General features: G+C 65.2%; 28 protein-coding genes. 10 read left to right on the top strand and 18 right to left on the bottom strand.

Annotated elements, in window-relative coordinates; all coding sequences use genetic code 11:
• Window positions 1-214: 214 nt before the first annotated feature.
• Window positions 215-832 carry a YdcF family protein gene (locus AC3A6F_RS05640; RefSeq protein WP_487678978.1) on the top strand — a complete coding sequence of 206 codons (618 nt, stop codon included), beginning with the start codon at window positions 215-217 and terminating at the stop codon, window positions 830-832.
• Here the strand turns inward: AC3A6F_RS05640 and AC3A6F_RS05635 are convergent.
• From AC3A6F_RS05635 to AC3A6F_RS05605, 7 genes are all read right to left on the bottom strand, one after another.
• Entirely contained in the window at window positions 784-1,386 is a 603-nt protein-coding gene (locus tag AC3A6F_RS05635) for an LOG family protein (protein ID WP_487678977.1), read from the bottom strand. The two genes, AC3A6F_RS05640 and AC3A6F_RS05635, sit on opposite strands and share 49 nt — an antisense overlap.
• Window positions 1,387-1,396: 10 nt before the next feature.
• Window positions 1,397-2,092, bottom strand: a complete 696-nt coding sequence (locus AC3A6F_RS05630) for a TetR/AcrR family transcriptional regulator (RefSeq protein WP_320476768.1) — start codon at window positions 2,090-2,092, stop codon at window positions 1,397-1,399.
• A gap of 91 nt (window positions 2,093-2,183) precedes the next feature.
• Complete coding sequence (locus AC3A6F_RS05625; RefSeq protein ID WP_487678976.1) at window positions 2,184-3,023, bottom strand: response regulator; 840 nt, start codon at window positions 3,021-3,023, stop codon at window positions 2,184-2,186.
• Window positions 3,024-3,098: 75 nt separating this feature from the next.
• Entirely contained in the window at window positions 3,099-4,073 is a 975-nt protein-coding gene (locus tag AC3A6F_RS05620; protein WP_487678974.1) for an esterase/lipase family protein, read from the bottom strand.
• Window positions 4,070-5,689 (bottom strand): GMC family oxidoreductase N-terminal domain-containing protein, encoded by a 1,620-nt coding sequence (locus tag AC3A6F_RS05615; RefSeq protein WP_487678973.1) that lies wholly within the window; start codon window positions 5,687-5,689, stop codon window positions 4,070-4,072. Before AC3A6F_RS05615 ends, AC3A6F_RS05620 begins: the two co-directional genes overlap by 4 nt.
• Entirely contained in the window at window positions 5,686-6,231 is a 546-nt protein-coding gene (locus tag AC3A6F_RS05610; protein WP_487678972.1) for a hypothetical protein, read from the bottom strand. Before AC3A6F_RS05610 ends, AC3A6F_RS05615 begins: the two co-directional genes overlap by 4 nt.
• Before the next feature lie 47 nt (window positions 6,232-6,278).
• On the bottom strand, window positions 6,279-7,040 hold the full coding sequence (locus AC3A6F_RS05605) for an RNA methyltransferase (protein WP_487678971.1): 762 nt from the start codon (window positions 7,038-7,040) through the stop codon (window positions 6,279-6,281).
• A 183-nt stretch (window positions 7,041-7,223) separates the two neighbouring features.
• On the opposite strand from AC3A6F_RS05605, the gene AC3A6F_RS05600 reads away from it, so the two are divergent.
• From AC3A6F_RS05600 to AC3A6F_RS05585, 4 genes are all read left to right on the top strand, one after another.
• Window positions 7,224-8,003: an inositol monophosphatase family protein gene (locus tag AC3A6F_RS05600; RefSeq protein WP_487678990.1), complete on the top strand. Its 780-nt coding sequence runs from the start codon at window positions 7,224-7,226 to the stop codon at window positions 8,001-8,003.
• Between the two features lie 254 nt (window positions 8,004-8,257).
• Window positions 8,258-9,631 carry a DEAD/DEAH box helicase gene (locus AC3A6F_RS05595; protein ID WP_487678970.1) on the top strand — a complete coding sequence of 458 codons (1,374 nt, stop codon included), beginning with the start codon at window positions 8,258-8,260 and terminating at the stop codon, window positions 9,629-9,631.
• Between the two features lie 570 nt (window positions 9,632-10,201).
• Window positions 10,202-11,053: a hypothetical protein gene (locus AC3A6F_RS05590; RefSeq protein ID WP_487678969.1), complete on the top strand. Its 852-nt coding sequence runs from the start codon at window positions 10,202-10,204 to the stop codon at window positions 11,051-11,053.
• 10 nt (window positions 11,054-11,063) lie between these two features.
• Window positions 11,064-11,681: a hypothetical protein gene (locus AC3A6F_RS05585; protein ID WP_487678968.1), complete on the top strand. Its 618-nt coding sequence runs from the start codon at window positions 11,064-11,066 to the stop codon at window positions 11,679-11,681.
• Window positions 11,682-11,722: 41 nt separating this feature from the next.
• Here AC3A6F_RS05585 and phbB read toward each other — a convergent pair whose 3' ends face one another.
• The 5 genes from phbB to AC3A6F_RS05560 all read right to left on the bottom strand — a co-directional run bounded on the left by phbB (window position 11,723) and on the right by AC3A6F_RS05560 (window position 15,818).
• A complete protein-coding gene (gene phbB / locus AC3A6F_RS05580; protein ID WP_487678967.1) occupies window positions 11,723-12,505 on the bottom strand; it encodes an acetoacetyl-CoA reductase in 783 nt (260 codons plus the stop codon).
• A 159-nt stretch (window positions 12,506-12,664) separates the two neighbouring features.
• Window positions 12,665-13,219, bottom strand: coding sequence for a hypothetical protein (locus AC3A6F_RS05575; protein WP_487678966.1), 555 nt, complete (start codon window positions 13,217-13,219; stop codon window positions 12,665-12,667).
• 109 nt (window positions 13,220-13,328) lie between these two features.
• Window positions 13,329-14,216 carry a M90 family metallopeptidase gene (locus tag AC3A6F_RS05570; protein ID WP_487678965.1) on the bottom strand — a complete coding sequence of 296 codons (888 nt, stop codon included), beginning with the start codon at window positions 14,214-14,216 and terminating at the stop codon, window positions 13,329-13,331.
• Window positions 14,217-14,218: 2 nt separating this feature from the next.
• Entirely contained in the window at window positions 14,219-14,965 is a 747-nt protein-coding gene (locus AC3A6F_RS05565; RefSeq protein ID WP_487678963.1) for a glutathione peroxidase, read from the bottom strand.
• Between the two features lie 229 nt (window positions 14,966-15,194).
• Window positions 15,195-15,818, bottom strand: coding sequence for a winged helix-turn-helix domain-containing protein (locus tag AC3A6F_RS05560; protein ID WP_487678962.1), 624 nt, complete (start codon window positions 15,816-15,818; stop codon window positions 15,195-15,197).
• Window positions 15,819-16,344: 526 nt separating this feature from the next.
• Here AC3A6F_RS05560 and AC3A6F_RS05555 point away from each other — a divergent pair.
• Together AC3A6F_RS05555 and AC3A6F_RS05550 are read left to right on the top strand one after the other, a co-directional pair.
• Window positions 16,345-17,373 carry an OmpA family protein gene (locus AC3A6F_RS05555; protein ID WP_487678960.1) on the top strand — a complete coding sequence of 343 codons (1,029 nt, stop codon included), beginning with the start codon at window positions 16,345-16,347 and terminating at the stop codon, window positions 17,371-17,373.
• A gap of 63 nt (window positions 17,374-17,436) precedes the next feature.
• A complete protein-coding gene (locus tag AC3A6F_RS05550; RefSeq protein WP_487678959.1) occupies window positions 17,437-18,351 on the top strand; it encodes a YihY/virulence factor BrkB family protein in 915 nt (304 codons plus the stop codon).
• A 42-nt stretch (window positions 18,352-18,393) separates the two neighbouring features.
• Here AC3A6F_RS05550 and AC3A6F_RS05545 read toward each other — a convergent pair whose 3' ends face one another.
• The 3 genes from AC3A6F_RS05545 to AC3A6F_RS05535 form a co-directional block, all read right to left on the bottom strand.
• Window positions 18,394-19,641 (bottom strand): AI-2E family transporter, encoded by a 1,248-nt coding sequence (locus AC3A6F_RS05545; RefSeq protein ID WP_487678958.1) that lies wholly within the window; start codon window positions 19,639-19,641, stop codon window positions 18,394-18,396.
• A gap of 44 nt (window positions 19,642-19,685) precedes the next feature.
• Window positions 19,686-20,000 carry a BON domain-containing protein gene (locus tag AC3A6F_RS05540; RefSeq protein ID WP_487678957.1) on the bottom strand — a complete coding sequence of 105 codons (315 nt, stop codon included), beginning with the start codon at window positions 19,998-20,000 and terminating at the stop codon, window positions 19,686-19,688.
• A gap of 85 nt (window positions 20,001-20,085) precedes the next feature.
• Window positions 20,086-20,637 (bottom strand): hypothetical protein, encoded by a 552-nt coding sequence (locus AC3A6F_RS05535; RefSeq protein ID WP_487678956.1) that lies wholly within the window; start codon window positions 20,635-20,637, stop codon window positions 20,086-20,088.
• Window positions 20,638-20,851: 214 nt separating this feature from the next.
• On the opposite strand from AC3A6F_RS05535, the gene AC3A6F_RS05530 reads away from it, so the two are divergent.
• The 3 genes from AC3A6F_RS05530 (at window position 20,852) to AC3A6F_RS05520 (ending at window position 22,854) form a co-directional block, all read left to right on the top strand.
• Complete coding sequence (locus AC3A6F_RS05530; protein WP_487678955.1) at window positions 20,852-21,820, top strand: IS1595 family transposase; 969 nt, start codon at window positions 20,852-20,854, stop codon at window positions 21,818-21,820.
• A 179-nt stretch (window positions 21,821-21,999) separates the two neighbouring features.
• Window positions 22,000-22,464, top strand: coding sequence for an outer membrane lipoprotein (locus tag AC3A6F_RS05525; RefSeq protein WP_487678954.1), 465 nt, complete (start codon window positions 22,000-22,002; stop codon window positions 22,462-22,464).
• Window positions 22,465-22,494: 30 nt separating this feature from the next.
• A complete protein-coding gene (locus AC3A6F_RS05520) occupies window positions 22,495-22,854 on the top strand; it encodes a hypothetical protein (RefSeq protein WP_487678953.1) in 360 nt (119 codons plus the stop codon).
• A gap of 50 nt (window positions 22,855-22,904) precedes the next feature.
• Here AC3A6F_RS05520 and AC3A6F_RS05515 read toward each other — a convergent pair whose 3' ends face one another.
• The 3 genes from AC3A6F_RS05515 to AC3A6F_RS05505 form a co-directional block, all read right to left on the bottom strand.
• Window positions 22,905-24,047: a DUF3616 domain-containing protein gene (locus AC3A6F_RS05515; protein WP_487678952.1), complete on the bottom strand. Its 1,143-nt coding sequence runs from the start codon at window positions 24,045-24,047 to the stop codon at window positions 22,905-22,907.
• A gap of 230 nt (window positions 24,048-24,277) precedes the next feature.
• Window positions 24,278-24,661, bottom strand: coding sequence for a hypothetical protein (locus tag AC3A6F_RS05510; protein WP_123069567.1), 384 nt, complete (start codon window positions 24,659-24,661; stop codon window positions 24,278-24,280).
• Between the two features lie 59 nt (window positions 24,662-24,720).
• The gene (locus AC3A6F_RS05505) at window positions 24,721-25,107 is read right to left on the bottom strand and encodes a phage holin family protein (protein WP_487678951.1); all 387 of its coding nucleotides are present in this window, start codon (window positions 25,105-25,107) and stop codon (window positions 24,721-24,723) included.
• Window positions 25,108-25,122: the final 15 nt, after the last annotated feature.

Raw genomic sequence — 25,122 nt, 5'->3', positions numbered from 1 at the left:
CTTGACCCCGGTGCAGTACAGGGTCAAGCACACAGGCAGCGCTTAGAACTAGTGTCCGACTTTCGTGTAGCAGTTCAGAAGGCGGGAACCCAAGGTTGCCTGCGCCAACGGAGAAGTTGAAGATGACGGCAGCGCTGAGGGATTGGGTTCCCGCCTTCGCGGGAACGACGGGCCACGTTAGAATCACGGCATCGATTCCAGCATCCCGCCACCCATGTACCCCGACCTGTCCGCCATCGCCGCCTACGTCATGCCCGAGGTGCCGCTGCGCGCCTCCGACGTCGGCTTCCTGTTCGGCACCCGCCACGGCGTGGAAGAATTCTGTCTTGCCGCCCACGCGCTGTGGGAGCGCGGCATGTTCCGCGTGCTGCTGGTGTCGGGCGGCGTCACGCGCGGCGACACGCGGCCAGAGGCCGAGGTGATCGGCGCGCGCCTGGTCGAACTGGGGATGCCGCCGGCGGCCCTGGTACTGGAAACTGCGGCCACCAATACCGGAGAAAACGTGGTGCTCGGCCGCGCCGCGCTGGCCGCGCAGATGGACTTGGCGACTGTGGGCAGCGTGCTGGCGATCGGCAAGGCCTGCGCCATGCGGCGCTACCTGATGACGCTCGAGCGACACTGGCCGGGACTGGCGCTGTCAGGCTGCCCGGTCAACTACTTTGGCGTCGCGACGGATTGCTGGCACGAGCACGCCGAGTTCCGCGCCCGCGTGCTGGCCGAGTACGAAAAAATCCCCGGCTATCTCGAACGGGGCTTTCTCAGCGAGCTGGCCGGCTACGGCGCTTATCCGCGCAATCCCCTGGCTTCGGCGTCGGCCTCGACCGCCGCCTGAACGGCGGGCGCCGGCGCCGCCGCGCGCAGGCCCCGGATCAATTCACCAGGGTCGCTTTCGGCCAGCATCAGTCCCTCGTGCTCGGGCCGCACGAATCCCTCTTCCACCTGGTGGCGCACGAAGGCGCGCAGGCCGTCGTAGAAGCCGTTTACGTTGAGCAGGCCAATCGGCTTGGCGTGGATGCCCAGCTGGGACCAGGTGACCATCTCGAACAGCTCTTCCAGGGTGCCCATCCCGCCCGGCATGGCGATGAAGCCTTCCGACAGGTCCGACATCATTGCCTTGCGCTCGTGCATGTCCTTGACCACGAACAGGCGGGTCAGGCCGGCGTGGCCGACCTCGCGCTCGACCAGCGCGCGCGGGATCACGCCGGTGGCTTCGCCGCCCAGGCGCAGCACTTCGTCGGCGATCACGCCCATCAGGCCGACCTTGCCGCCGCCATAGACCAGGGCAATATTGTGCTCGACCATGGCGCGCGCGAGGGCGCGCGCGGCGTCGGCATACACAGGATTGACGCCGTGCGCGGCGCCGCAATAGACGGCCAGGGTTTTCATCGTGTCAGCCTCAGAAGAAGTCGGCGCCCGGCTTGGCGTCGGCCGACAGTTTTTGGAGATAGTCGTCGGACAGCTTCTCGAACAGCACCCGGGTCTCGCCGCACAGGTAGGGTCCGACCATCGACAGCACCTGGTAGCAGCCGCGCGCCAGCGCGTCGGCGATGGCTTGCTGCTCGCTGTACTTGCGCGGGTTGCGCACGTATTCGAACGACAGCCAGTAGGTCGCCACCACCACCATATTGGTCGCCATGGCGCCGATCTGCTGGTCGGAGGCCTCGAGCGAGCCTTCGCTGCGCAGGTCTTCGCACAGCTGGCGTGCGACCTTAATCTTGTGGGCGTGGATGGCCTTGAAGTGCAGTTCGAGCTTGCGGTTGCGCGACAGCAGGTCGTTCAGGTCGCGGTAGAAGAAGCGATAGCGCCAGATCAGCTTGAACATATGGTGCAGATACAGCCACACGTCTTCCATGTTCGAGCGGCGCCCTGCCGGCACCGTCAGGATGCGCTCGATCTCCGCCTCGAACTGGACGAAGATCGAATTGACGATGTCGTCCTTGTTGCGGAAATGGTAGTACAGATTGCCGGGCGAGATATTCATCTCCTCGGCAATGACGGTCGTCGTGATATTGGGCTCGCCGAACTCGTTGAACAGCCTGAGCGACAGCTCGAGGATGCGTTCACGGGTGCGGCGCGGGGCTTTTTGTTGCATGTAGGCCGAAGTTAATAGTGCATTCCCGCAAGGATAACATCGAACGGTCGTTCGATGAATCTTTCGATCGGCCCTATCGCATCGACCTCGTTCAGGCGGCGGCGCGCTGGCTCTGCAGGCGGAAGGCCTCACCGATCCGTTCGCGCAGGGTGCGCGCGCCCAGCGGCTTGATGTAGTGGTCGTCGGCCACGCCGCTGGCGATCGCCGCCTCGATCTCGGAGAGGTCGGGCTGGCCGGACAGCATCAGGCGCACGGTCTTGGGATACCGCTCGGCGGCGCGCGCCAGCACTTCGGTGCCGAGCATGCCGGGCATGGCCTGGTCGCACAGGATCACCTCGACCGCTTCGTGGTCGAGCACTTCCAGCGCCTCTTCGCCCGAGCAGGCGCTGAGCACACGGTAGGGCTGGCCGACCAGCATGTCGTTCAGCACGCCCAGCATGAAGCGGTCGTCGTCGACCAGCAGCAGCGTGCGTTCTTCGGGCACGGCGCTGGGCGCTTGCGCTGGCACGGGCCGGGCTGCTGGCGCGCTCGCGGCAGCAGGGGCAACTGCAGGGGCAACTGCGGGCGCGGCAGCCAGGAAGGCTTCGAGCTCGGCGACGAAGCTCTCCGGTTCGATCGGCTTGCTGATGTAGCCATCGAAGCCGGCGGCCAGCACTTTTTCGCGGTCGCCCGCCATCGCCAGCGCGGTCACGGCCAGGATCGGCACGCCTGCCAGCTGTGGGTCGGTCTTGAGCGCGGCCAGCACCGCGAAACCATCCATGCCGGGCAGGTTGACGTCGCAGGCGATCAGGTCGGGCCGCTCGCTGCGCGCGGCGGCCACGCCACGCGGGCCGTCGGCGGCCGACAGCGGCGTGTGGCCATAGGCGCCGAGCAGGAACGACATCAGCTCGATGTTTGCTGGGTTGTCTTCGATGATGAGGATACGGGCCACGATGGCGCTCCGGGAATGCGATGTTGACATCACTGTACCACGCGGCGGCGTCGCCGTGAGCCAGTCGTGAGTCAGCTAAGTGACGCCATGTTGATGGTGCATTGCGGCAGGCGTCGCACGCTCGCTACGCAGGGTTTCGATCTCGCTCATTACCATGGCCAGCACGCGCGGGTTGCGGCCGAGCGCCACGTGGCCCACGCCGCCCAGCGCCAGGTTGCGCGCGCCCGGCAGTTCGCTCGAGGTCTGCGGCGCGATGATGTTGTCGTGGTGGCTGTAGAGCGACACGATCCGTGCCCGCACCTCGGGCGCTTCGCCGCCCGCGAGCGCGCCGAGCCAGGCGCATTCGGGTCCGGCCACGCCCATGCGCCGCATCTGGCCGGCATTGATGCCCAGGCCGAAGGCGGCCAGGCAGGTGCCGTGGTGCGGCGTGCCGAGCGTGATGAGGCGCGCCACCCGCCCCACGCCGTGGGTGCGCATCCAGGCGCGCGCGGCCAGCCCGCCCATGCTGTGGGCGACCACGATCAGCTGCGCCGCGCCGGCCTGCGCGCACAGCCGCTGCGCCGCTTCCTCGATGCGCGCGGCATAACCGTCGATGTCGCCGGTCAACGGCTCCAGGTCGAGCGTGGCGTGGCTGATGCGCGCCGCATCCAGCCGCGGCGCCAGATGGGCCCAGTAGCCGCTATTGCAGCCGTAGCCGTGCACCAGCAGCACCGGCGGCGCCGTAGAGCCGGGATAAATGCGGGTGCGCGTCCGCGCGCGGGGCATGTGCCAGGAGGTGGTCAGCATGCTGGTGCTGAACTCTTCCCAAACCATTTTCAAGGCGGCGCCCGGGGTGATCCGATATTCGGGCGGCGTCGGGCTGGCGGCGCGCGCCGCCATCAGGAAGTTGTTGGCATTGATGAGCAGGCGCACCAGCGCCACGCTGCCCAGCCCCAGCGCGGCGGCCTGCCAGCCGTTCAGCCCGAGCCAGCGCATGCCGGCCGCGCCGATGCCGAGCGCCGCCAGCGCCTGCACCAGCAGGATCAGCCGCAGCAGGGTGCGCGAACTCATGCCAGCGCCACCGCCGGGCGGCCCGTCAGGTCAGCCGCCAGGCCGCTCGCCAGGCGCGCCGTGATGGCGTAGATGGTCAACTGCGGATTGGCGCCGAGCGAGGTCGGGAACAGCGAGCCGTCATGCACCGACACGTTCGCCAGTCCGCGGTAACGGCCGGCGGGATCGACCACGCCGCGGCGCTCATCGCCGCTCATGGCGCAGCCGCCCATTACATGGGCCGAGACCACGCGCGTGACGTGGGCGCGCTGCGGCAGGGCCGCGATCTCGCGCCGCGCCTCGGCCCAGGAACGGTAGCGCTGGGCCTTCTCGTGCGCCGGCTGCACGGTGCGGGCGCCGGCCGCGAACTGGATCTCGGCCATGGAGAGCAGCGCGCGGCGCGCGCCGTCCCACAGGTAGTCGTTCAGCGGGTAATCGAGTTCGCCGCTGCCATCGTCGCGCAGCTGCACGACGCCGCCCGGCGAGTCTTCATGGAAGCCGTCGCGCAGCAAGGCCAGCATGCCGCCCAGGTGGGCGAAGTCGCGCATCGCCGCCGCATGCTGTTCGCCGAAGCCGCTCATCATGGTTGCTGCCATCAGCGGATGCACCGGCGGCGTCTCGAGCATATAGCCCATCGGGCCGTCGATCGGATCGCGCGACAGGAAGTGGTCGGAATACACGCTCTGCGGCGCCCCGGCCCAGCCCTCGACCAGCTTCTCGTAAAAGGCGGCCGAGATCACGGTCGGGTGCAGGAAGGTGCGCTTGCCGAGCTGTCCGCTGGGATCGGGCGCCTGCGAGCGCAGCAGCAGCGCAGGGGTATTGATGGCGCCGCCCGCGACCACGAAGTGGCGCGCGCGCAGGCGCAGCTCGCGCCCGCTGGGCAGCACGCCATCCGCGCCGAGCGCGCTGCAGACCAGCTCCTCGGCCTTCTGGCCGCGCAGCCGCAGGCGGTCGGCGCGCGCCCGCGTGACGAGGGTGGCGCCATTGTCGAGCGCCGCCGGAATGCTGGTGACCAGCATCGACTGCTTGGCATTGGTGGGGCAACCCATGCCGCAATAGCCCAGGTTCCAGCAGCCCTGCACGTTGCGCCGGATGGCGGCGCTGGCAATGCCCAGTTTTGCCGCGCCGCGGCGCAGGATGGCGTTATTCTCGTTCGGCCCCACCAGCCAGTCGACCACGCCGGTGCGGCGCTCGGCCATGGCGAACCAGGGCGCCAGCTCGTCGTTCGATGCGAATGCCAGGCCGTGGTGGCGGCGCCACCAGTCCAGCGTCGGCTGCGGCGTACGAAAGCTCGAGGTCCAGTTGACCGTGGTCGAGCCGCCGACGGCGCGGCCCTGCAGGATGTTGATCGCCTTGTCGGCCGTCTTGCGCGCGGCCGACTCCTGGTATAGCTGCGGGTAGGCCTCGGCCTCGCGCATCTGAAAATCGCGCGACGATTTAAGGGGCCCCTCTTCCACCACGATCACCGACAGGCCGGACCTGGCAAGGATCTCGGCGCTGATGGCGCCGCCGGCGCCGCTGCCGACGATGACGACGTCGGCCTCCAGGGTGCGGTCGTGCTCGAGCGTCGAGGCGTCGATCGTGCGCCAGCCACGTTTGAGGCCAGCCTCGATCGGATCGGGAATGCGGGCCGTCATGCCGGCACCCGTGGCGGACCGGGATAGCCGATCGCTTCCCAGCTGGCCGGCTGGGCATACCAGGCGCCCAGCACGAGGTCGTGCAGCGCGCCGTAGGCACTGCGCATCATGCCGAGACGGTGCACGCGCCATTCCTGCAGGAAGGCGCTGACGTGGGCGATGTCGGCGCTCTCCCAGCCGGTCGGCACGCCGGTGAGCAGGCGCCGCGCCGGACGCAGGGCCAAGAGGCCGAACAAATCCTGCACCTCTTCTTGCGTGGCTTGCGGCAGACCGCGGATGGCGGCTTCGACGGCGTCGATGGCGGCGCCCAGCTGGCGCTGGCGGCGGCCCGGGTCGTGGGCCAGCGCGCCGTCCAGGATGGCCGGTGCGATCGCATGCAGGGCGGCGCGCGCCTCGCCGTCGAGCGCGAAGCCCTGCGCTGTTTGCCGATGCGTGGCGCGGTACCAGGCGCCGCCGGCGCCCAGCGCCAGCGCGGCCAGGCCGCCGATAGCCAGGAAAGTCCTGCGCGATGTGTTGCGTGATGTGTTGCGTTGATTCGCCATGCCCTCAGTGTACGCCATGCGGCCGTACGGACAGGGTGCAATACGGCTCAGCGCGGGGGGCGGTCCTTCAGGATCGCGCTCGCGATGCCGCGCAGGATGTTGACCTCTTCGGTCTCGAGGCCGGTGCGCGCGAACAGGCGCTTCAGGCGCGGCATCAACTTCTTGGGATTGTCGGCGTTCAGGAAGCCGATCGCGACCAGCGCCTGTTCGAGGTGCGCATACATGCCGTCGACCTGGGTCACGCTTGCCGCCTCGCCGTGGAAGCCCACGCCACGCGCGTCGATGCCGTCGCCCACCGCGGCCATGCGCGCCTCGTAGGCCAGCACCTGGGCCGCCTGCGACAGGTTGAGCGACGAATAGTCCGGGTTGGCCGGAATGTTGATCAGGACGTTGCAGCTTTCGACGATCCCGTTCGGCAGGCCGACCCGCTCGTTGCCGAACACGATGGCCGGGCGCAGTTCGCTCTGGCTGCCGGCATGGTCGGCGAAGGCGCGCGGGGTCCAGACCGGCGGCGAGAATTCGCGCAGGCGGGCCGAGACGGCGGCGGCGAAGTTGCACCCATCCAGCGCCTCGTTGATGTCGGCGACGATGCGCGCGTTGGAAAGCACGTCGATGGCGCCGCTGGCGAAGGCCACCGCTTCGGGGTCGGCCAGCGGGTTCTCGCATTTGGGGGCGACCAGCACCAGGTCGCAAAAGCCCATCGTCTTCATGGCGCGCGCCACCGAGCCGACGTTGCCGGCGCGGCTGGTCTCGACCAGAACGAAGCGGAGGCGTTTGAAAAGAGAAGTGTCGGTTTGGGTCGGGTTCATTTACAATAGCGACCATCGCGCATTGCGGACGGTTTTCCAAGATGGCGGGGACAAGCCCGCGATTGTAGCCGTTTCGACACTGCCCTGCTCTTTAATCACTCTTCAATAGCTGATCGTTCACGACGCCCCCAAGGTGCGTGAGTGGGCGTTCGCGTTTTTTACGGATAAGCCTCCATGCACCCAATGCTCAACACGGCCATCAAGGCCGCCCGCCGCGCCGCCACCGTCATCAACCGTGCGTCCTTCGATATCGATCGCATCGTCGTCTCTGAGAAGCAACACAACGATTTCGTCACCGACGTCGACCAGGCGGCGGAGCAAGCGATCGTCGAGACCCTGCTCAAGGCCTATCCCGACCACGCCATCCTGGCGGAAGAAAGCGGCGCATCGGCCAACCTGAACGACGAGAGTGAAAACGTGTGGATCATCGACCCGATCGATGGCACCACCAACTTCCTGCACGGCTATCCCAACTACTGCATCTCGATCGCGCTCAAGCAGCGCGGCGTGATCACCAACGGCCTGGTCTACGACCCGGTCCGCAACGACCTGTTCACCGCGACCAAGGGCGCCGGCGCCTACCTGAACGACAAGCGCATCCGCGTGCGCCCGACCGAGCGCATCGGCCGCGCCCTGCTGTCGGCCGGCCACAGTCCCGATCCGCGCGCGCTGGCCGAATACCTGCGCATGTACGAAGTGGTCGCCTCGCGCAGCCACGGCGTGCGCAGCGGCGGTTCGGCGGCGCTGGAACTGGCGAACGTCGCGGCCGGCCGCATCGACGGCTATTTCGAAAAAGGCCTCAAGGTCTGGGATATCGCGGCCGGCGCCCTGCTGGTGACCGAGGCGGGCGGCATCGTCGGTGAATTCAATGGCGAGTCCGAATACTTGAACAAGGGCGACGTGATCGCCGCCGGCCCGAAGGTTTTCGGCGCACTGGTCCCGCTGCTTTCGCCTTTCGCGTAAAATACCGGTTGTACTGATCGGGCTACTGGCAGGCTGCGCTTGCCGGTAGCCCGCTTGCTTTTGACCAGGCGTCTTACAAAGCATTACATAGTAATGGCGCAAAAACTTTCTATAGTGAAACTAACTTCACTATAATTCCTGCTAACCGCCTTGCGCGGCAGCGTCCGGGCGAGCGCTTGATTGCGCGCCCGCATCAACCCGATTCCAGGACTTGCCGCCACTGTGGCGACGGGCCGCTTTTTACTGAAAAATCTATGTCATTCTCTTCACTTGGTCTCTCCGACGCGATCGTGCGCGCGGTGACCGAACAAGGCTATACCGCCCCGACGCCGATCCAGAGCCAGGCCATCCCGGCCGTCCTGAACGGCGGCGACCTGCTGGCCGGCGCTCAGACCGGCACTGGCAAGACCGCCGGCTTCACCCTCCCGATCCTGCACCGCCTGTCGAGCGACGCCGTGGGCGCCGCGCAGCGCAACAAGACCGCGCAACGGACCATCCGCGCGCTGGTGCTGACCCCGACCCGCGAGCTCGCGGCCCAGGTCGAGGAAAGCGTGCGCCTGTACGGCAAGTACACGAACCTGAATTCGGCCGTGATCTTCGGCGGCGTCGGCATCAACCCGCAGATCAAGCTGCTCAAGCATGGCGTCGACATCCTTGTCGCCACCCCGGGCCGCTTGCTTGACCACGCGGGCCAGGGCACGATCGACCTGTCGAAGGTCGAAATCCTGATCCTGGATGAAGCCGACCGCATGCTGGACATGGGCTTCATCCACGACATCCGCAAAGTGCTGGCCCTGCTGCCGCCGAAGCGCCAGAACCTGCTGTTCTCGGCCACCTTCTCGGACGACATCAAGGCACTGGCCGACCGCCTGCTGAACAATCCGCAATCGATCGAAGTGGCGCGCCGCAACTCGACCGTGGAAGTGATCGCACAAAAAATCCACCCGGTGGACCGCGACAAGAAGCACCCGATGCTGGCGCACCTGATCAAGTCCAACAACTGGACCCAGGTGCTGGTGTTTACGCGCACCAAGCATGGCGCCAACAAGCTGGTGGAACAGCTGGGCAAGGACGGCATCGGCGCGATGGCGATCCACGGCAACAAGAGCCAGTCGGCGCGCACCAAGGCGCTGGCCGAATTCAAGGATGGCAGCCTTCAAGTGCTGGTGGCCACCGACATCGCAGCGCGCGGCATCGACATCGACCAGCTGCCGCACGTGGTGAACTATGACCTGCCGAACGTGCCGGAAGACTATGTGCACCGCATTGGCCGTACCGGCCGTGCGGGCGCGACGGGCGAGGCGGTGTCGCTGGTCTGCGTGGACGAGCACCAGATGCTGAAAGACATCGAAAAGCTGATCAAGCAAACCCTGCCGCGCGCCGTGATCCCCGGCTTCGAGCCCGACCTGAACGCCAAGCCGCAACCGATCCAGCTGCGCAGCGGTGCGCCTGGCCATACGGGCCGCGGCGGCCGTCCAGGTGGCGGTCGTGGCCATGGCGGTGGCGGCGGTGGCGGTGGTGGTGGCGGTGGCGGCAACAAACCGCGCACCCCCGGCACCGGCGCCCCCGCCGCTGCGAAGCGCCACAGCGGCCCCCGCCCCGCTTCCGCCGTCCGCCGCGACCGCTAACCCCTTGAGGGTCCACTGAGGGTCAGAGTCGAATTATTGGGAAAGATTGTCACATCACCCAATTCGCCGATTTTACCCTCAGCTTGTTCCTGCCAAGTTATTACCCAATAATTAGGGTCAGAGTCGAATTAAGTGACAACTTTCGAATGTTGTCATTTAATTCGACTCTGACCCTCATTTATTTATTCCCTCCGCTCTATTGAATCGCCCATTTTTTCGGAACATCGATTCATCCTGCCAATTTTTCTGCCGATTTTGATCAAAGCCTTATTTTCACGCCATTTTCGACCTCCAAATTAATGAGGGTCAGAGTCGAATTATTGGCCAATAGCCATGATTGAATTTAATGGTGGAAAAGCGTTGAGGCAGGCATTCCGTTAGTAATTTATTCAATAATGAGGGTCGGAGTCGATTTGTTTGACAACTTTAAAAGTTGTCATTTAATTCGACTCTGACCCTCAGAGTGTGCGGTGGGGTGGGATTGGGAGGGAGAATTTGATAATTGGCAAGGTGGGGCGGTGCGGGGCTGGAAGAATGGGATTTTCGGGCTGGCGGGTGGGAGGAGTCGCGATGCTGCGTCGACTTGCGGTGGGGCTGGTGTTGGGGCTTGGCGTGCTGCTCGGCGGTTGCGCTTCGCAGGGGTCGGTCAGCTTGCAGGAGGTGCGCGAGTTTGCGGATGCCTCGGCCAAGCTGGGTGGGTATGCGGAATTGTCGCGGCGGTATCGCGACACCTACGAGCGCGAACAGCCCTATCTGTCGCCGCAGGCCGAACGCATCGCGCGCGAGAACGATGTGCGGCGGCGCGCCGTCTATGACGACTTCGTCGCCATCCAGAAGACGCTGGTCCTGTATATGCAAACGCTCAGCCTGCTCGCGGGCGAGGAGCGCTACGATTTGTCGGAGCGGATCGATGACCTGGGCAATGGACTCAAGGCGAATGCCGAATCCGGGCTGCAGCAGCGGCATGTGGCGGCGTATACGGGGATGACCCGGCTGCTCACGCGCGTGATCGCCTCGGGTTACCAGAACCGCAGCGTCGAGACCATGGTGCGCGACGGCGATGCGGATGTGCAGGTGCTGCTCGATGCCATGATCTCGCTCACCCGCCTCTATTACAAGACCAACGAGAATGAGAAGAAGACTGTGCTCGGCATCTTCGATGTGGAGCTTCCGTTTTCGAACCGCAATACCGATCGCATGCTCGTCACCCTCGCCAAGGTGCACTACCTGAACAAGTCGACCGAGTACAAGCTGATCGACCGCCGCTATGAGCTGGCGCTGCAGGGCCTCACCAAGGTGGCGCTCGGCCACCAGAAGATGCGCGAGAACATGAACAAGCTGACGGGCGACGAGACACGGCGCATGCTCGCCAACTATGCCCGCGACCTGCGGGCAATCCGCGACGGGCTGAACGGCGATTGAGGAGGACGGCATGCAGGAGTCATCACACGACAAGACCAGCCCGCCGGATGCGGGCGCGGCGCAGGACGATATAACTCCAGCCGAGATAGCCCCTGTCACCAGCGCCTCGGCCGCAGCACCCGCCAATGCCAGGGGCCACGCCGCCAAGACCGCCCACGGTGTCGGCGGAGGCAGCGGCCTGTCCAGCATGCAGCAGGTGGTCGAACTGGCCGATGGCCTGTCGACGATCGCCGACCGCCTGCACGAACGCATCCTGCGCGAGATCCGCAGCTACGACGGCCGCGGCGTCCCCGTGCAGGTGCAGGACGCCATGCGCCGCCTGCTGGACGATGAAATGGTATTACGCCAGCGCGCCAACACTTTATATGCCGACGCCGCCGCCTTCGTCATCCAGGGCCTGGGCCAGCCACAAAGCAGGCTCGTGGCCCTCACCGCCGCGGCGGCCGAAAAGATCCGGCGCATCGGCGTGATCGGCGAAGTCACCGGCCTCGTCGGTGGCCTGCTGTCCCTGGCCGGCGCCGTCGCCACCGGCCAGCCGACGCCGATCGTGCTGGCCATCGAGAAAATCCAGCTGCACAGCACCACCCTCGATGCGCTCACGCCGACGCCGCCGACAGCCGCGGCCTGAACCGCGACTGCCGGCCAGGCGGACGCTGTGAGCGGCCACCCTCAATACATATGCTGCCCGCCATTGATCGCGATATTGGCGCCGGTCAGATAGCCCGCCAGGTCCGACACCAGATAGGCCACCAGCCCCGCCACTTCCGCCGGTTTGCCCAGCCTGCCGACGGGGATTTGCGGCAAGATACGGTCGCGCAGCACGTCCTGCGGCACTTTTTCCACCATGGCGGTGTCCAGGTAGCCGGGCGAGACCGTATTGACCGTGACGCCGTGGCGCGCTACTTCGAGCGCCAGCGATTTGGTGAAGCCATGCATGCCGGCCTTGGCTGCGGCGTAATTGGCCTGGCCGAAAGCACCTTGCTGGCCATTGACCGAAGAGATATTAATGATGCGCCCCCAGCGCTGCGCGATCATCGCCTCGAGCACCGGCCGCGTCATATTGAATACGCTGTCGAGATTGGTGCCCATCACCGTATGCCAGTCTTCCTGGCTCATCTTGCGCATGCTGCGGTCGCGCGTGATGCCGGCGTTATTGACCAGGACGTCGATGCGGCCCAGGTCGCCCAGCACCCGGCGCACGACGTTCTCGCAGGCATTGCCGTTGGAAACGTCCAGCTCGTAGGCCCGCACCTTGACGCCGTCCGCTTCCTGTCCGGCCAGCCAGGCGTCGCGGCGCGCATTCTGCGGCGAATGCGTTGCCGCAACCTGGAACCCTTCTGCATGCAGGCGCCGGCACAGCGCCGTGCCCAGCCCACCCATCGCCCCCGTCACCAAGGCTACCCGCCTGTCGGATGCCCCTGTTTCCTGTCTTGCTACCGTGTCTCCTGCCATGTCGACCTCCTATTCTCGTTGGCGCCGATGGCGCGACTGCAAGCATCCGAGTGTAGGGAAACGACAACAGCTGGCTGTTGATTAGGATCAAGTGTGAACGGGGCAAAGCCCATGTGCAACGAGCAGCGCAGCGGACATGCTGCGCCACATCTGCAGGATTCAGGCGATGACGTCGGGCCTGCTGCCGGGATCGAAATCCGCCCAATCTCCGCCGACGATATTGCCCTGGGCCCGTTCGATGTGGTGGGCGCCCAGCTGGCGCAGCAAGTCGACGGCGCGTGCCTGCAGGTCGGGATCGTCGAAGGCGACCGCCACCAGCATGCCGGCCGGACGCGGCGGCACGGCGTTCTCGCCGCCCTCTTCGGGTTCGCCCCGGTCTTTCATCTTGCTGAAGCTGAACAGCGAGCCGACGTGGCCGCCCACCAGCCCGCCGACGATCGGGCCCAGCGGCCCCGTCACGGGCGAGGTGGCGGCGCCTACGGCCACACCGACGGCGCCGCCGGTGGCCACGCCTTTTACCACGCCCTCAGGCGCTTCCTTGGCGCCGGGCGACTGGAGGTGGTCGCCTCCGATGGGCGTCATATCGTGCTGTCCGGGTTGGGTCAGGTAGAACCCGCTGATGCGGTCGGCATCGAATCCGGCGTCGATCAGCGCGTCGCGCGCACGGTCGACGTCATCCTGAAGCTGGAAACGTCCTGCGATGATGGTGGACATCGGCGAATCCTCCCGATTATGTGGCAAATAAGTAGCGTCTACGGTAGCTCAAGCGTACGCGGGTCGCACCCGCCGATCTGTACGGGATCGCACGCTGCTCATTGCCAGGCTACCGCCACTGCCCATAGACCACCCCATAGCTCGGCGGTTCCTCCACCGGTGGCTGCGGGGCGCTCTGCCATTGACGTGGGTCGATCCGGTAATACTTGAGGAATTCCTCGTACAGGGCCGGATGGCGGGCCGCCAGCTGGTGCGGCTGCTCGAAGAAACTTTCGGTGGCCACCGCGAAGAACTCGGCCGGATTGGTCGCGCCATAGTGGTCGAGCACGCCCTGCGTGCCCCACATCGCCTCCTGGCGCAGGTTGGCATAGTCGCGCGACAGCACGTCGGACCAGCTGCGGTAGCGCTCGCTGCTACCGAGATAGGGTGCGCCGTTCGTATTGCCCGACTCGCTGTCGAGCTGGTGAGCGAATTCGTGCAGCACCACATTGTGGCCGGCCGACTCGGCATGGCCGGCGCGCCGCACATGGTCCCACGACAGGATCACGCGGCCATCGCCCCAGGATTCGCCCAGCAAGTCCTGGCGTTCCTCGGTCACCACGCCCGACATGTCGACCTGCTTGCGCGGCGCCAGGAAGGCGCCGGGATAGACCAGGATCAGGTCCAGCGTGGGATAGATATCGGGCTTGCCCGTGTCGCCGACCCGCCCCAGCAGCAGCAGGCAGGCCTGGCCCGCGATCGTCACCCGCATCTCGTCGGTGACGTCCAGGCCGGCGCAGCCGACGAATTTCTTCTCGTGCAGAAATTGCTGGACCATGCGCTGCAAACGCCGGCGCTGCCCTTCGTCCATCGCACCGTACTGGGCGAGGTTGCGCGCCAGGATAGCGACCTGCGCCGCCGGCAACGGCCGCGCCAGCGCCTGCCGCAGGCGCCACTTCGGCCACAGCCAGGCCGCCAGCACGGCCAGGCCCAGTGCCCCGACTGCGATGCCCTCCATGGTCAAGCCTTGTCGGCCAGCCAGGCTTGCACCTCGTCGGCGCCGCCGATCAGCTCGCCGCCAACGAAGACTTGCGGCCAGGTCATGCGACCGGTGACGCCGCGCAGGACGATGGTATTGATCTTCTGATCCTCGGAGATGTCGGTGTAGTGGATGTCATTGTCGCGCAGCGCCTGCTTGGCACGGGCGCAATGAGGACAGCCGGGACGCGAGAACATGACGACCGGCTCTGGCACCTGGGCATCCGGCGCCAGGTAGGCCAGCATGGTATCGGCGTCCGAAACCTCGAACGGGTCGCCCTCGCGCTCCGGTTCGATGAAGATTTTCTCGATCACGCCGTCGCGCACCAGCATCGAATAGCGCCAGGAGCGGCAGCCGAACCCCAGCTCGCGCTTGTCGACCAGCATGCCCATGCCGTCGGTGAAGTCGCCGTTGCCATCCGGGATGACCGTGATATTGGCCGCGTCCTGGCCGGCCTTCCACTGGTTCATGACGAAGGCATCGTTGACCGAGACGCACAGGATGTCGTCCACGCCATGCGAACGCAGCACCGGCGCCAGTTCGTTATAGCGCGGCAAATGGGTCGAGGAGCAGGTTGGGGTGAAGGCGCCCGGCAGGGAAAACACGACGACCGTGCGGCCCTTGAACAGCTCGTCGGAACTGAGATCACGCCATTGGTCGTCGAGCCTGGCCTTGAAGACCACGTTGGGGATTGGTTTGCCTTCCAGCGATTCGGCACTCGGTAACATCGTCACTCCTATCTGATTGAACCTGCCGGCTGAGCGGCGGCATGGCAGACAAGTGAGGATTATTGACCGGTTTTCAACACGAGAGTTGCAATAAGTTGGTCACCGGGATATCCCTCCGTGGCGTCCCCATAAAAAACAAAGCCGCGCATAAAGCGCGGCAAAAATGACGACAGCGATCGTCGAACCGGAGGCGCTGCGGGTCTCTACCGCAGCGGCCCCGGGCGCGCACTCAGGCGCGTTCCTTGGCGGTAACGACGTTCTGCCCTGGCGCCGGGCCGAACAGTGCTGCAACCAGCGGGTCGCGGGCAACCGGGCTGCGGTTCACGCGGATGGCGTAATGGGTGTCATCGGCCAGGATGTGGAAATGGCGACCGCTGCCGGCCATATTCTGTTCGCGCAGGCCTGGACGCTCCTTGCGCGGGGCGGCGCCTTCGCGCTTCGGCTGGCAGATCGCGGCCAGGAAGGCCTTGACGCGCTCCGGGTCTGGCGAGATCTGGTACACGGCCTTGCCCAGGTAGGTGGCGGTGCCTTCGATATAGCGCGCCAGTTCGATCACGCCGGCTTCGCGCAGGTCGCGGATGTACTTGCGGGCGCCCGACGGCGAGAATTTGAGGAACCAGGCGATCTCGTCGGCCAGCATTTCGTGGCTCGACAGTTCGTTGATCAGCTTTTGCATGTTTTCGATGCGACGCTGGGTGGCCGAGGTCGAACGCACACGCTCGATCGGGGCCAGCGAAATCGGGGCGCGCTCGGTCGGTTGTGGTGGGACGCGCTCGATCAGCGCCGAATTGCTGGAAGTGTGCACTGCGCCGGTTTCGCCTGGTACCGCGTTGTGCTGAGTCGTTGCATGCATATCGATGAGCTCCAATATAGAGAGTGAGACTGTGTGGTCCGGGTCGCTGTGTGTCGTATGACACCCTGACAACATCTCGGTTCCGCTTAACTGGACTCAAGATTGCCTGCATCAGACATCATGGTCTGTGCGCCATCCAACATTCGACAACATTCCCAAAAGCATTTTTCCCCCGCCTCCCCTTCCGCCGCCCGCCGCTGCAGAAACTGCCCCCTCCTTTTGGCGAACATGCGCGCATGACGTAACGATGTCAGAATGTCATGTCACATATCTAATATGAATATGTCGACATGACAGCGGGGTGACGGCGCGCGCGCGTCGCACGCCCGCTCTGTACATGACAACGTCGTTACAGTTCGTTTCATATTGGAAATGTGGAGTTTTTACCACTGTTGTAAAATCGCACTGCCATTCCACGTTGGGTGCGCTACCGCACCGAGCATACGGAACTTGCACTGTTATTCTTTATCCAACATCGCTGCTGACGTATGCGTTGTCATCAACTTTTAACCTACGGGAGTTACCTGTGAACAATACCAAGAAGATCGCCCTGGCTGCTGCACTGCTGTGCGCATCCGGCGCCACCCTCGCCCAAGAGCTCAACCCGTCGTGGTACATCCAGCCAAGCGTCAACCACGTGAAGCCGGATGCCGACTTCGGCGTGGACGACCGCGATACCGGTGGCGGCCTGAAGTTCGGTAAGGCGGTGCACCAGAACTGGGACATCCAGATCGGCGCCAGCCAGACCCGCTTCGAGCAAGGCCAAAGCGAGTATCGCCAGACCCTGCTGGGCGTCGATGCCCTGCTGATGCTGAGCCGCGATCGCTTCCGTCCGTTCGTCCTGTTCGGCCTGGGCGCCGAGCGTGACAAGGTCAACAACCCACTGCGCAACGTCGAGAAAAACTCGCCGTACGCCACCGTCGGTATCGGTTTCCAGGCCAGCCTGACCCCGCAATGGTCGCTGCAAGCCGACCTGCGCACCGTGCGCGGCTTCCTGCGTGATGACGAAGAATTCGGCTTCAAGCGCAGCAACAACAAGATGCTGACCGTCGGCCTGAACTACGCGTTCAACCCGCCGCCAGCACCACCGGCACCGGCTCCAGCCCCAGTGGTCGAGGCTCCGCCTCCAGCACCGGCGCCAGTCGAACCGCCACCACCACCAGCACCGCGCTTCCAGAAAGTGACCCTGGAAGCCACCAAGCTGTTCGCCTTCGACAAGGCTGAAGTGATCACCCCGGCGCCTAAGCTGGACGAGATCGCCGCTGCCCTGCAGGCCGACACCTCGGTCACCAATGTCGAAATCACCGGTTACACCGACCGTCTGGGTAAAGAGTCCTACAACCAGAAGCTGTCGGAGCGCCGCGCCAACGCCGTGCGTGATTACCTGGTCGGCAAAGGCATCGACGGCAACCGCCTGCGCGCCATCGGCAAGGGCGAAGCCAACCCGCTGGTCGAGTGCCAGCAGAAGAACCGTGCCCAGCTGATCGCTTGCCTGGAACCGAACCGTCGCGTCGAAGTCGACCAGATCACGGTCGAAGTGCCAGTTCAGCAGTAATACCTTAGGCGGCAACGCTTGTTCGAGGGGGCTTCGGCCCCCTTTTTATTTGGAGGATGGGATATGGCAGTTAAGAAATGGTTCCCTTACACGCACCAGATCCTGAAAGTCCTGCGCTGCGCGGTAACGGAATGGCTCGACCACCGTGCCTCCAGCAAGGGCGCAGCACTGGCCTTCTACACCCTGTTTTCGCTGGCGCCGATCCTGGTGCTGGTGATCGCCGTCGCCGGTTTCTTCTACGGCGAGGAAGCCGCGCAGGGCCAGTTGCTGGCCGAGCTGCGCGGACTGCTGGGTGCGCAGGGGGCGGACACGATCCAGGCCATCCTGGCCGGCGCCCAGAACAAGGAATCGGGCCGCTTCGCCACGATCGTCGCCACCGTGCTGCTGATCGTCGGCGCCACCACCGTGTTTTCCGAGCTGAAGGACAGCCTGGACGAGATCTGGGGTCTCCCGACGCCGCCGGATGCCGGCATCTGGAATACGATCCGCACCCGCCTGCTGTCGTTCGGCATGGTGCTGGTGCTGGGTTTCCTGCTGATGGTGTCCCTGGTGGTCAGTGCCGCCACCACGGTGGCCGAGAAGTTCATCACCGGTGTGTGGCAGGAAGCCGCCGTCGTCATGGGCTGGATCGCCTCCGGCATCGGCTTCCTGGTCATCGCCACCCTGTTCGGCGTGATCTACAAGCTGCTGCCGCGCGTGCGGTTGTCGTGGAAGGACGTCACCATCGGCGCGCTCGGCACCGCCGCGATGTTCACGCTGGGTAAGTTCGGGATCGGGCTGTACATCGGCAACAGCGGCACCACCGACAGCTTCGGCGCCGCCGGTTCGCTGATCGCGCTGCTGCTGTGGGTGTATTACTCGGCGCAGATTTTCTTCCTGGGCGCCGAATTCGCGCGCCAGTACGCCCTGCAAATGGGTAGCTTGCACAACAAGCCGAAGGAAATCACGGGCGTCGAACCGAAGGCCAGCACCGCCTGAGGCATTGTGGGGTGGGAGGCGAAGCCTTCCACCCCACCCGGATTATTCTCCCAGCAGCTCCGACACCACTTCCATCCCCTCGACCCGCTCGGCCACCACCTTCAGCACCATCACCACCGGCACACCGAGCAGCAAGCCCCAGACGCCCCACAACCAGCCCCAGAACAGCAGGCTGACGAAGACCGCGGCCGGATTCATGCGCGCGATCTTGCCGGTCATCCAGGTGGCGACGACCATGCCGACCAAGGTCGCGATCGCCATCGAGGCGCCGGCCACCAGCATCACCATGCTCAGGGTCTCGTACTGGAGGAAAGCCGCCATCCCGGTCGCGACCGTGATGACGAGGGGGCCGAAATACGGCATCAGGTGGGCCACGCCGGCGAAGGCGGCCCAGGCGCCGGCGTTCTCGAGACCGATCAGGCGCAGCGCGCCCCACATCAAGAGGGCAAGCAGGATATTGGTCACCAGCAGCATGAACATATAGCTCTGGATCGAGGTATTGATGTCGTCCAGGATGTGGACCGTGACTTTCTTGCGTGTGAGCGAGGGGCCGGTGAGCTTGACCAGCTTGCGCTTGAAGGTGTCGCCCGCCAGCAGCAGGAAGAACACCAGGAATACGACCATGGTCGCCTGCGACATGAAGGCGGCCAGGCTCATCGAGCCGGCCAGCACCCAGTCCATCACGCGGATCGGCGAACTGGCCGCGGCGGCCGGCGGCGGATACTGGCGCCGCTGCTGCGCCAGGCGCTTGGCGTCGGCGCCAACATTGCTCGCGGCGCGTTCGATCTCGGCCGCCGCCGCCTGCATCTGCTGCAGGGTCGAGCGCTGGCCGCTGGTATTGGTGAGGATGCGCGTGACCTTGTGGGTCAGCGTCGGCAACTCGTCGAGGATATTGAAGAATTCGCCCTGCAGCCGGTACAGGGTGCCCGCCATCGCTCCCACGATCACGGCCGTGACGAGAGTGGCGCCGATGATGCGCTTGATGTGCCAGCGTTCGAGCCAGCGCACGACGGGATTGAGGGTGTAGGCGATCAGGATGCCGAGCAGCAGCGGGACGAAGAATTTCTGCGCCCACTGGAGCGCGAACACAAAAGCGATGGTGGCGAGGATGCCGAGCGACAGTCCGCGCGCATTGACGTGCAGCGGCACGCGCATGCCGCCGATGTGCAGGGCAAGGTCGTCGCCGGCCCCGCGCGCGTCGGCGCGGGCGGCGTCGCCAGGAGGGGCGGCTGGTTCAGGCGAAGGGTTGGATGCTGCCGGCGTGGCCGGATCGGTTGGTGCTAGCTGCATGGTATGCCTGAACGAGATGCCGGGCCGCCCCGGCTAAGCGCATATTATTTCACACGGATGTCGTTCTTGACCGAAGTCACGCCCTTGACGCCACGGGCGATCTCGACGGCGCGCTGCGCATCGGCGGCCTCGGCCACGAAGCCCGACAGCTGGACGTCGCCCTTGAAGGTTTCGACGTTGACTTCGCGTGCCTTCACGTTCGGGTCGTTGACCAGGGCGGCCTTGACCTTGGTGGTGATCACGGCGTCATCGACGTATTCACCGGTGCTCGCCTGGTTAGGGGTCGACGAGCAGCCGACGGCGGTAATGGCGACGGTGGCGACGAAAGCGGCAGAGATGAGGTTCTTGGCGATTTTCATGATGGCTCCTTATTGATAATCATGGTGGTGCAATACCCTTGCGGGCGGGTTGGGCGGCGCCGGCAATCCGGCCCGCAGGTTCTTTTCATTTGCCGTAGGCCGTCCGGGTGGTGCTGACGCACCCTTCCTTGACGTCACCGGCGAAGGCATCGCACTTTTGCAGTGCGACGCGGTATTCGGCGTCGATCTTTGCCCCCTGCGCTTCCAGGCGCGCCTCGATCGCTTTGCGGTCGGCCCGGGCGTCGGCCTGGCTGGCGACCAGGGTCGCCTTGGCCTGGCGCTGGCACACGTCGCGGTCGTTCCCGAGCGCGGCGCCGCAGCGCGTCTTGTCGCGCTCGTAATAGGCCGTCGCGATGCGCATGCGCGCCTGGGTGTAGGCCGCCAGCGTGTTCTTGTAGGCTGCGCCCGCTTCTTCCTCGACGCGCACGCGGGCGGCGCGGGCGTCGGCGACACAGATCTCGTGCGGGACACCGGCCAGCGCGTCGCAGCGCGCCTTGGCGGCGTCGTAGGCGGCTTCGGCGGCATCCATTGTCTGTTGATAGACGGTCTTCGCCTCCGGCGCCGGCTGCTGGGCGACAGCCTGGCCAGCCCAGCCGAAAGCTGCACCGATCAGGAGGAGTGCGTGCGACGTCTTCATTATTTTTGTTCTCCATTTGTCAACATTGGAGACATCTTTACATGCCACGTACCCGGCTTCTGTTCGGTGCCGAACACAACTAGCAGACTCTTGGCGGACACATATAGATGAGCAGATATAGGACAAGGCGCTGTCATCGTTAAATATGGATGAGCATTGAACTGCTGAGCTAATCCGCGGTCCAATCCACGTCGCCATCGATCGGGAGCGCGCCATGAAAGCGCCGAAGTTCGCCAAGCTGTTCGCCCAGCTGCCTCAACTGAACCAGCCGCAGCGTCAGCAGATGCTTGCCGCCCTGCATCCGGCAGCCGGACTCGACCGGGTGGTCGCCCTCATTGGCGAAATCCGGTCAAAGGGGCGCTGTTGCCCGGATTGCGCCTGCGAGCGTTGCCACCGCCATGGCCAGGCCAACGACCTGCAACGCTTTCGCTGTTGCGCGTGCGGCCGCACCTTTAACGACCTGACAGGCACGCCGCTTGCGCGGCTCAGGCACAAGGGCAAGTGGCTCGATTATCTGGACACGGTGCTCGATTCGCGCACGGTCCGTTCTGCGGCCAAGCGCGTCGGCGTGCACCCCAACACCACGTTTCGCTGGCGCCATCGCTTTCTCGACCGCGTCAAGAACGACCGGCCGGAGCGCCTGATCGGCATCGTCGAGGCCGACGAGACATTCCTGCTCGAGTCGCAGAAGGGTTCACGCAAGCTCGATCGCAAGCCCCGCAAGCGTGGTGGCAGGGCCGCCCTGCGCGGCATTTCGCATCACCTCGACTGCATCCTGGTAGCGCGCGACCGCGGCGGCCAGACCATCGACGCCGTGACCGGTCGCGGCGCCTTGAAGGTAACCCAACTGGTCAGGCACCTGCTGCCGAAACTCGATCCTCAGGCGCTGCTGGTCACCGATGCCAACGCCGCCTATCCCGCCTTCGCCCGTGCCCATGGCGTTGCGCATCAGGCCGTCAATCTCAGCGCCGGCGAACGCGTCCGCAACGGCGCCGAAGGCGCCATCCATGTGCAGAACGTGAACGCCTACCATAGGCGCTTCAAGGAATGGCTGGCGCGCTTTCATGGTGTGGCGTCGCGCCGCCTTCCCAACCATCTGGGCTGGCATTGGGCGCTCGATGGCGGCCGAGTCACTTCTGTCGAGCAATTGCTGCGCAGCGCATTCGGGGTCATCAACAGGTAACGATGACAGCGCCTAGAACAAGCCAGTCGACTGAAAGCGGGCCGCATCGGCCGACTTTCTGCCGACCCGAATAGGGATAGCGGCCGGCTCTACCCTCGAAGCAAGGTGGGTGCGGCAACGCACAGACCCTCGCTGGCCACCTGACTATTCTGGACTCATAATTTTGTCAGGAGAACAACATGAATGCTAACCGTAAATTTATCGTCGCCTTGCTGGCGACCGGCGCGCTTCTCACTGGCTGCGCCAGCAACAGCTCCCAGCCCTACGGCAACAACGCCGGATACGGCTCGGGTGGCAGCACCGCCTCGGCCGGCTATGGTGTGATCGAATCGATCCAGGTGGTCCAGGGTGAGAACCGCACCAGCGGCGCCGGCGGCGTGCTGGGCGGCGTGGTCGGCGCCCTGGCCGGCAGCCAGATCGGTAGCGGCGGCGGCCGTACCGCGGCCACCGTGGCAGGCGGCCTGGCTGGCGCCGTCGTTGGCAACAACGTCGAGAAAAACCGCAATGCCCCGGGCCCGGAGATGTACCAGATCAATATGCGCATGGATAACGGCGAATACCGCGCCGTGACCCAGGACAGTGCCTACGATCTGCGCGTGGGCAACCGCGTGCGCATCGTCGACGGCCGCGTCTACCGCTACTGATCCACCGGCATGAGACAGCTGGAGACAACCATGGCTACTCTCACCCGCATCGTGCGCGGCGCTTGCGCCTGTGCACTGGCCGGCGCCGCCTTCGCGGCGTCGGCGCACGTATCGGCCCAGGACGCGGCGCCAGCCGGCACCGACGCGACCGTCAACCCGATCGTCGCCCGTCAGCAGGCCCATGAAATTGCAAAAGGCGATCCACCGCGCTGGTACCGCGACGATCCGGCGCAGCAAACGCTGCGCAAGGAACTCGGCGCGGCGCTGCAGGAAGCGCAGAACGCCTGCCGCAAGGCGCCGACGGCCGAACGCAAATCGTGCATGCACGAGGCGCGCGCCACTTGGCAGCGCGAGACGGCGCAACTCGGCAAGCCGATGCCGCGCCAGTAGGTTCCGAGCGCATCGACGAAGCGGCCATTCCGATGGCCGCTTTTTTTCATCTATTTCTTTTTGCGCCGCGGCGGCAGCGGATACACATCGGCCACCAGGGTGCTGTCGCCGATCTGGCGACTTGGCGAGGCCGAGTCGTGCACTACCAGCAGCCCCTCCTCGCGCCCGTCGTGGCTCGAAAACAGTGAAATGCCTTCGGGATGATCGACGCCCTGCCCGAACGGCAGCGCCAGCACGTGTTCGAGCATGTCCCGGCTCACCGCCGAGGCTTTGTCGGGCCTTGCCCCGCCGGGCCAGCGCAGCAAGGTCACCGGCCCGTCGAGGTCCATCGACGGCCCGGCCAGGATCAGGAGATCCTTGCCTTGCACGCACAGGTCGCGGATGCCCAGGCCATCCAGGTCAAGAAAATGCTTGCGGTACAGGGTGCCCTCGTCGTCGAGCGGCGCCAGCCTTAGCCAGCCCTCTTCGCCATCGTCGACCGGCGCAATTTCGACGATCGCCGCCCAGCCGCGCAGCACCGGGCCGCGCAAACCCAGGAGCACATGCTTGCCGGCCAGGGCGATGCCCTCGATATCGAAGCCGTTGTCCTTGCCGGGGATGGCCAGGAAGGGACCGAAGTGCTCGTCCTGCCGCAGCAGCCCCGTCAATTCGTTGCCGTGCTCGTCGCCGCGCAGCAGCGCCGCGCTACGCCGCTTGCCCTTGTGCGCGGCCTCCTTCTGCAGCGTGAAGCCGCCGTCCTGCTTGACGAGGGGGATGCGCGCCAGCAGGTAGCGGTTGGCGTCGGCACTGACGCTGGCCAGGCGCTTGTGCGTGCGCCGTACGCCGTCACCCCCGTCCGGCCGCTTGCGGCGCAGGCTGTGCGAGCCGGTCAGCCACAGATAGTCACCATCGCTGGCCAGGCCCTCGATATCGGCTTCGTTGATGCGCTTGCCCTCCTCGTCATGCGGCGGCAGGGGCAGTTGCAAGAAGTCGTGCAGCGCGAACTGGTGGTGCGCGCGCGCAAAACTGGTCTTGCCGCGGCGGTCCTCGGGCGCCAGCGTCAGGCGCTCGATGCTGAGCGACTCGTCGTTGGCCAGCCACAGGGTGTCGCCCATGCGCAGGGCCACCGACAGGCCGTTGCGCAATTCCTTGTCGGGGCTGAGGTCATTGCGCTCGGGATGGAACTCGAGCAGGACGATATTAGACGGATGCATGTGCGCCTCACGATCGGTATCGGCCAGGCGGCCGACAAAAAAAGACGGCGCCCAATCCCCGATTGCGACGCCGCTCAAGCCCCACCATATTCTGTACCACACGATCGGCCCTGTCGTTCTTGATGGCGGCGCGATCGCTTATGTTCATGCTCCGACTGTCCAAGCCCGTGTTCCGGCTGGCGGTTGCCGCAAACTCCTCCTTGCGGCAACGTCTGGAATACAGCTTACCCTTATTCTGGTATTTGCTGCGCTCGTTTGCGATTGACGTACCAGCCCAGTGCGCCAAGCACCAGGGCGGCGCCCGCCGCCGGCTTGCCCAGCCGGCGCTGGCGCACGAAATTGATCACGCCCAGCGCATATGGCAGCAGCACCGACACATTGGTTCCGGTAGGCTTGAGCATGGCGTCGGCCCGGGCACGCAAGGCCCAGGTCGCGTGATCCATCGCCGAGTGCAGCATGACTTCGGGCTTGATGCCGTACTGGATGCTGGCCTTGGCATGCGCCACGCCTGCTCGGAAGAACTCGCCTTCACGCAGTAGCTCTGCCTTGCGCACCGCCGGATCCAGGCTGTGCTGGTGACCCGCCAATCCTGTCGTTCCGTTTTGATTCTGCATACTTTCTCCCTTGTTGACCGCTTGTGTTCGCCCGTCTGGCAGGCGCTCATCACAGCCGCTTACAGCAACATCTCGCGGTCGTTCTTGAGTTCTTTCATCGTCGCCGGGAAGGCCAGCTTGTTCTGCTTGAGCAGCGCCAGTCCCTTCGTCACCAGCACCGCCGTGATCAGGGCGAACACCGCGAACATGATCAGCAGGATGGTCCAGCCCATCGAATCCCAGGCCAGCGCGACCACCGTCATGGCGCCGAAGGCGATGGCGAACCAGACCGCCAGCACCGCCGCCGCGAAGATGGCCAGCAGCTCGATGACATGGTTGCGGATCTCGGACAGCTCGAGCGCCGCCAGTTCAACGCGCGAGACCGCCAGCCCGAACAGGCTCTTGAACAGGCTGGAAATGCCGCTGATGACGCCAGGGTTATGTACGATCGCTTCTTGTTTATCCACGTCTATTCCCCCGGC

Source organism: Massilia sp. Soil_C_3, from assembly GCF_057657035.1.
The sequence above is the reverse complement of the archived record's forward strand: the minus strand, read 5'-3'. Positions and strand labels throughout refer to the sequence as shown.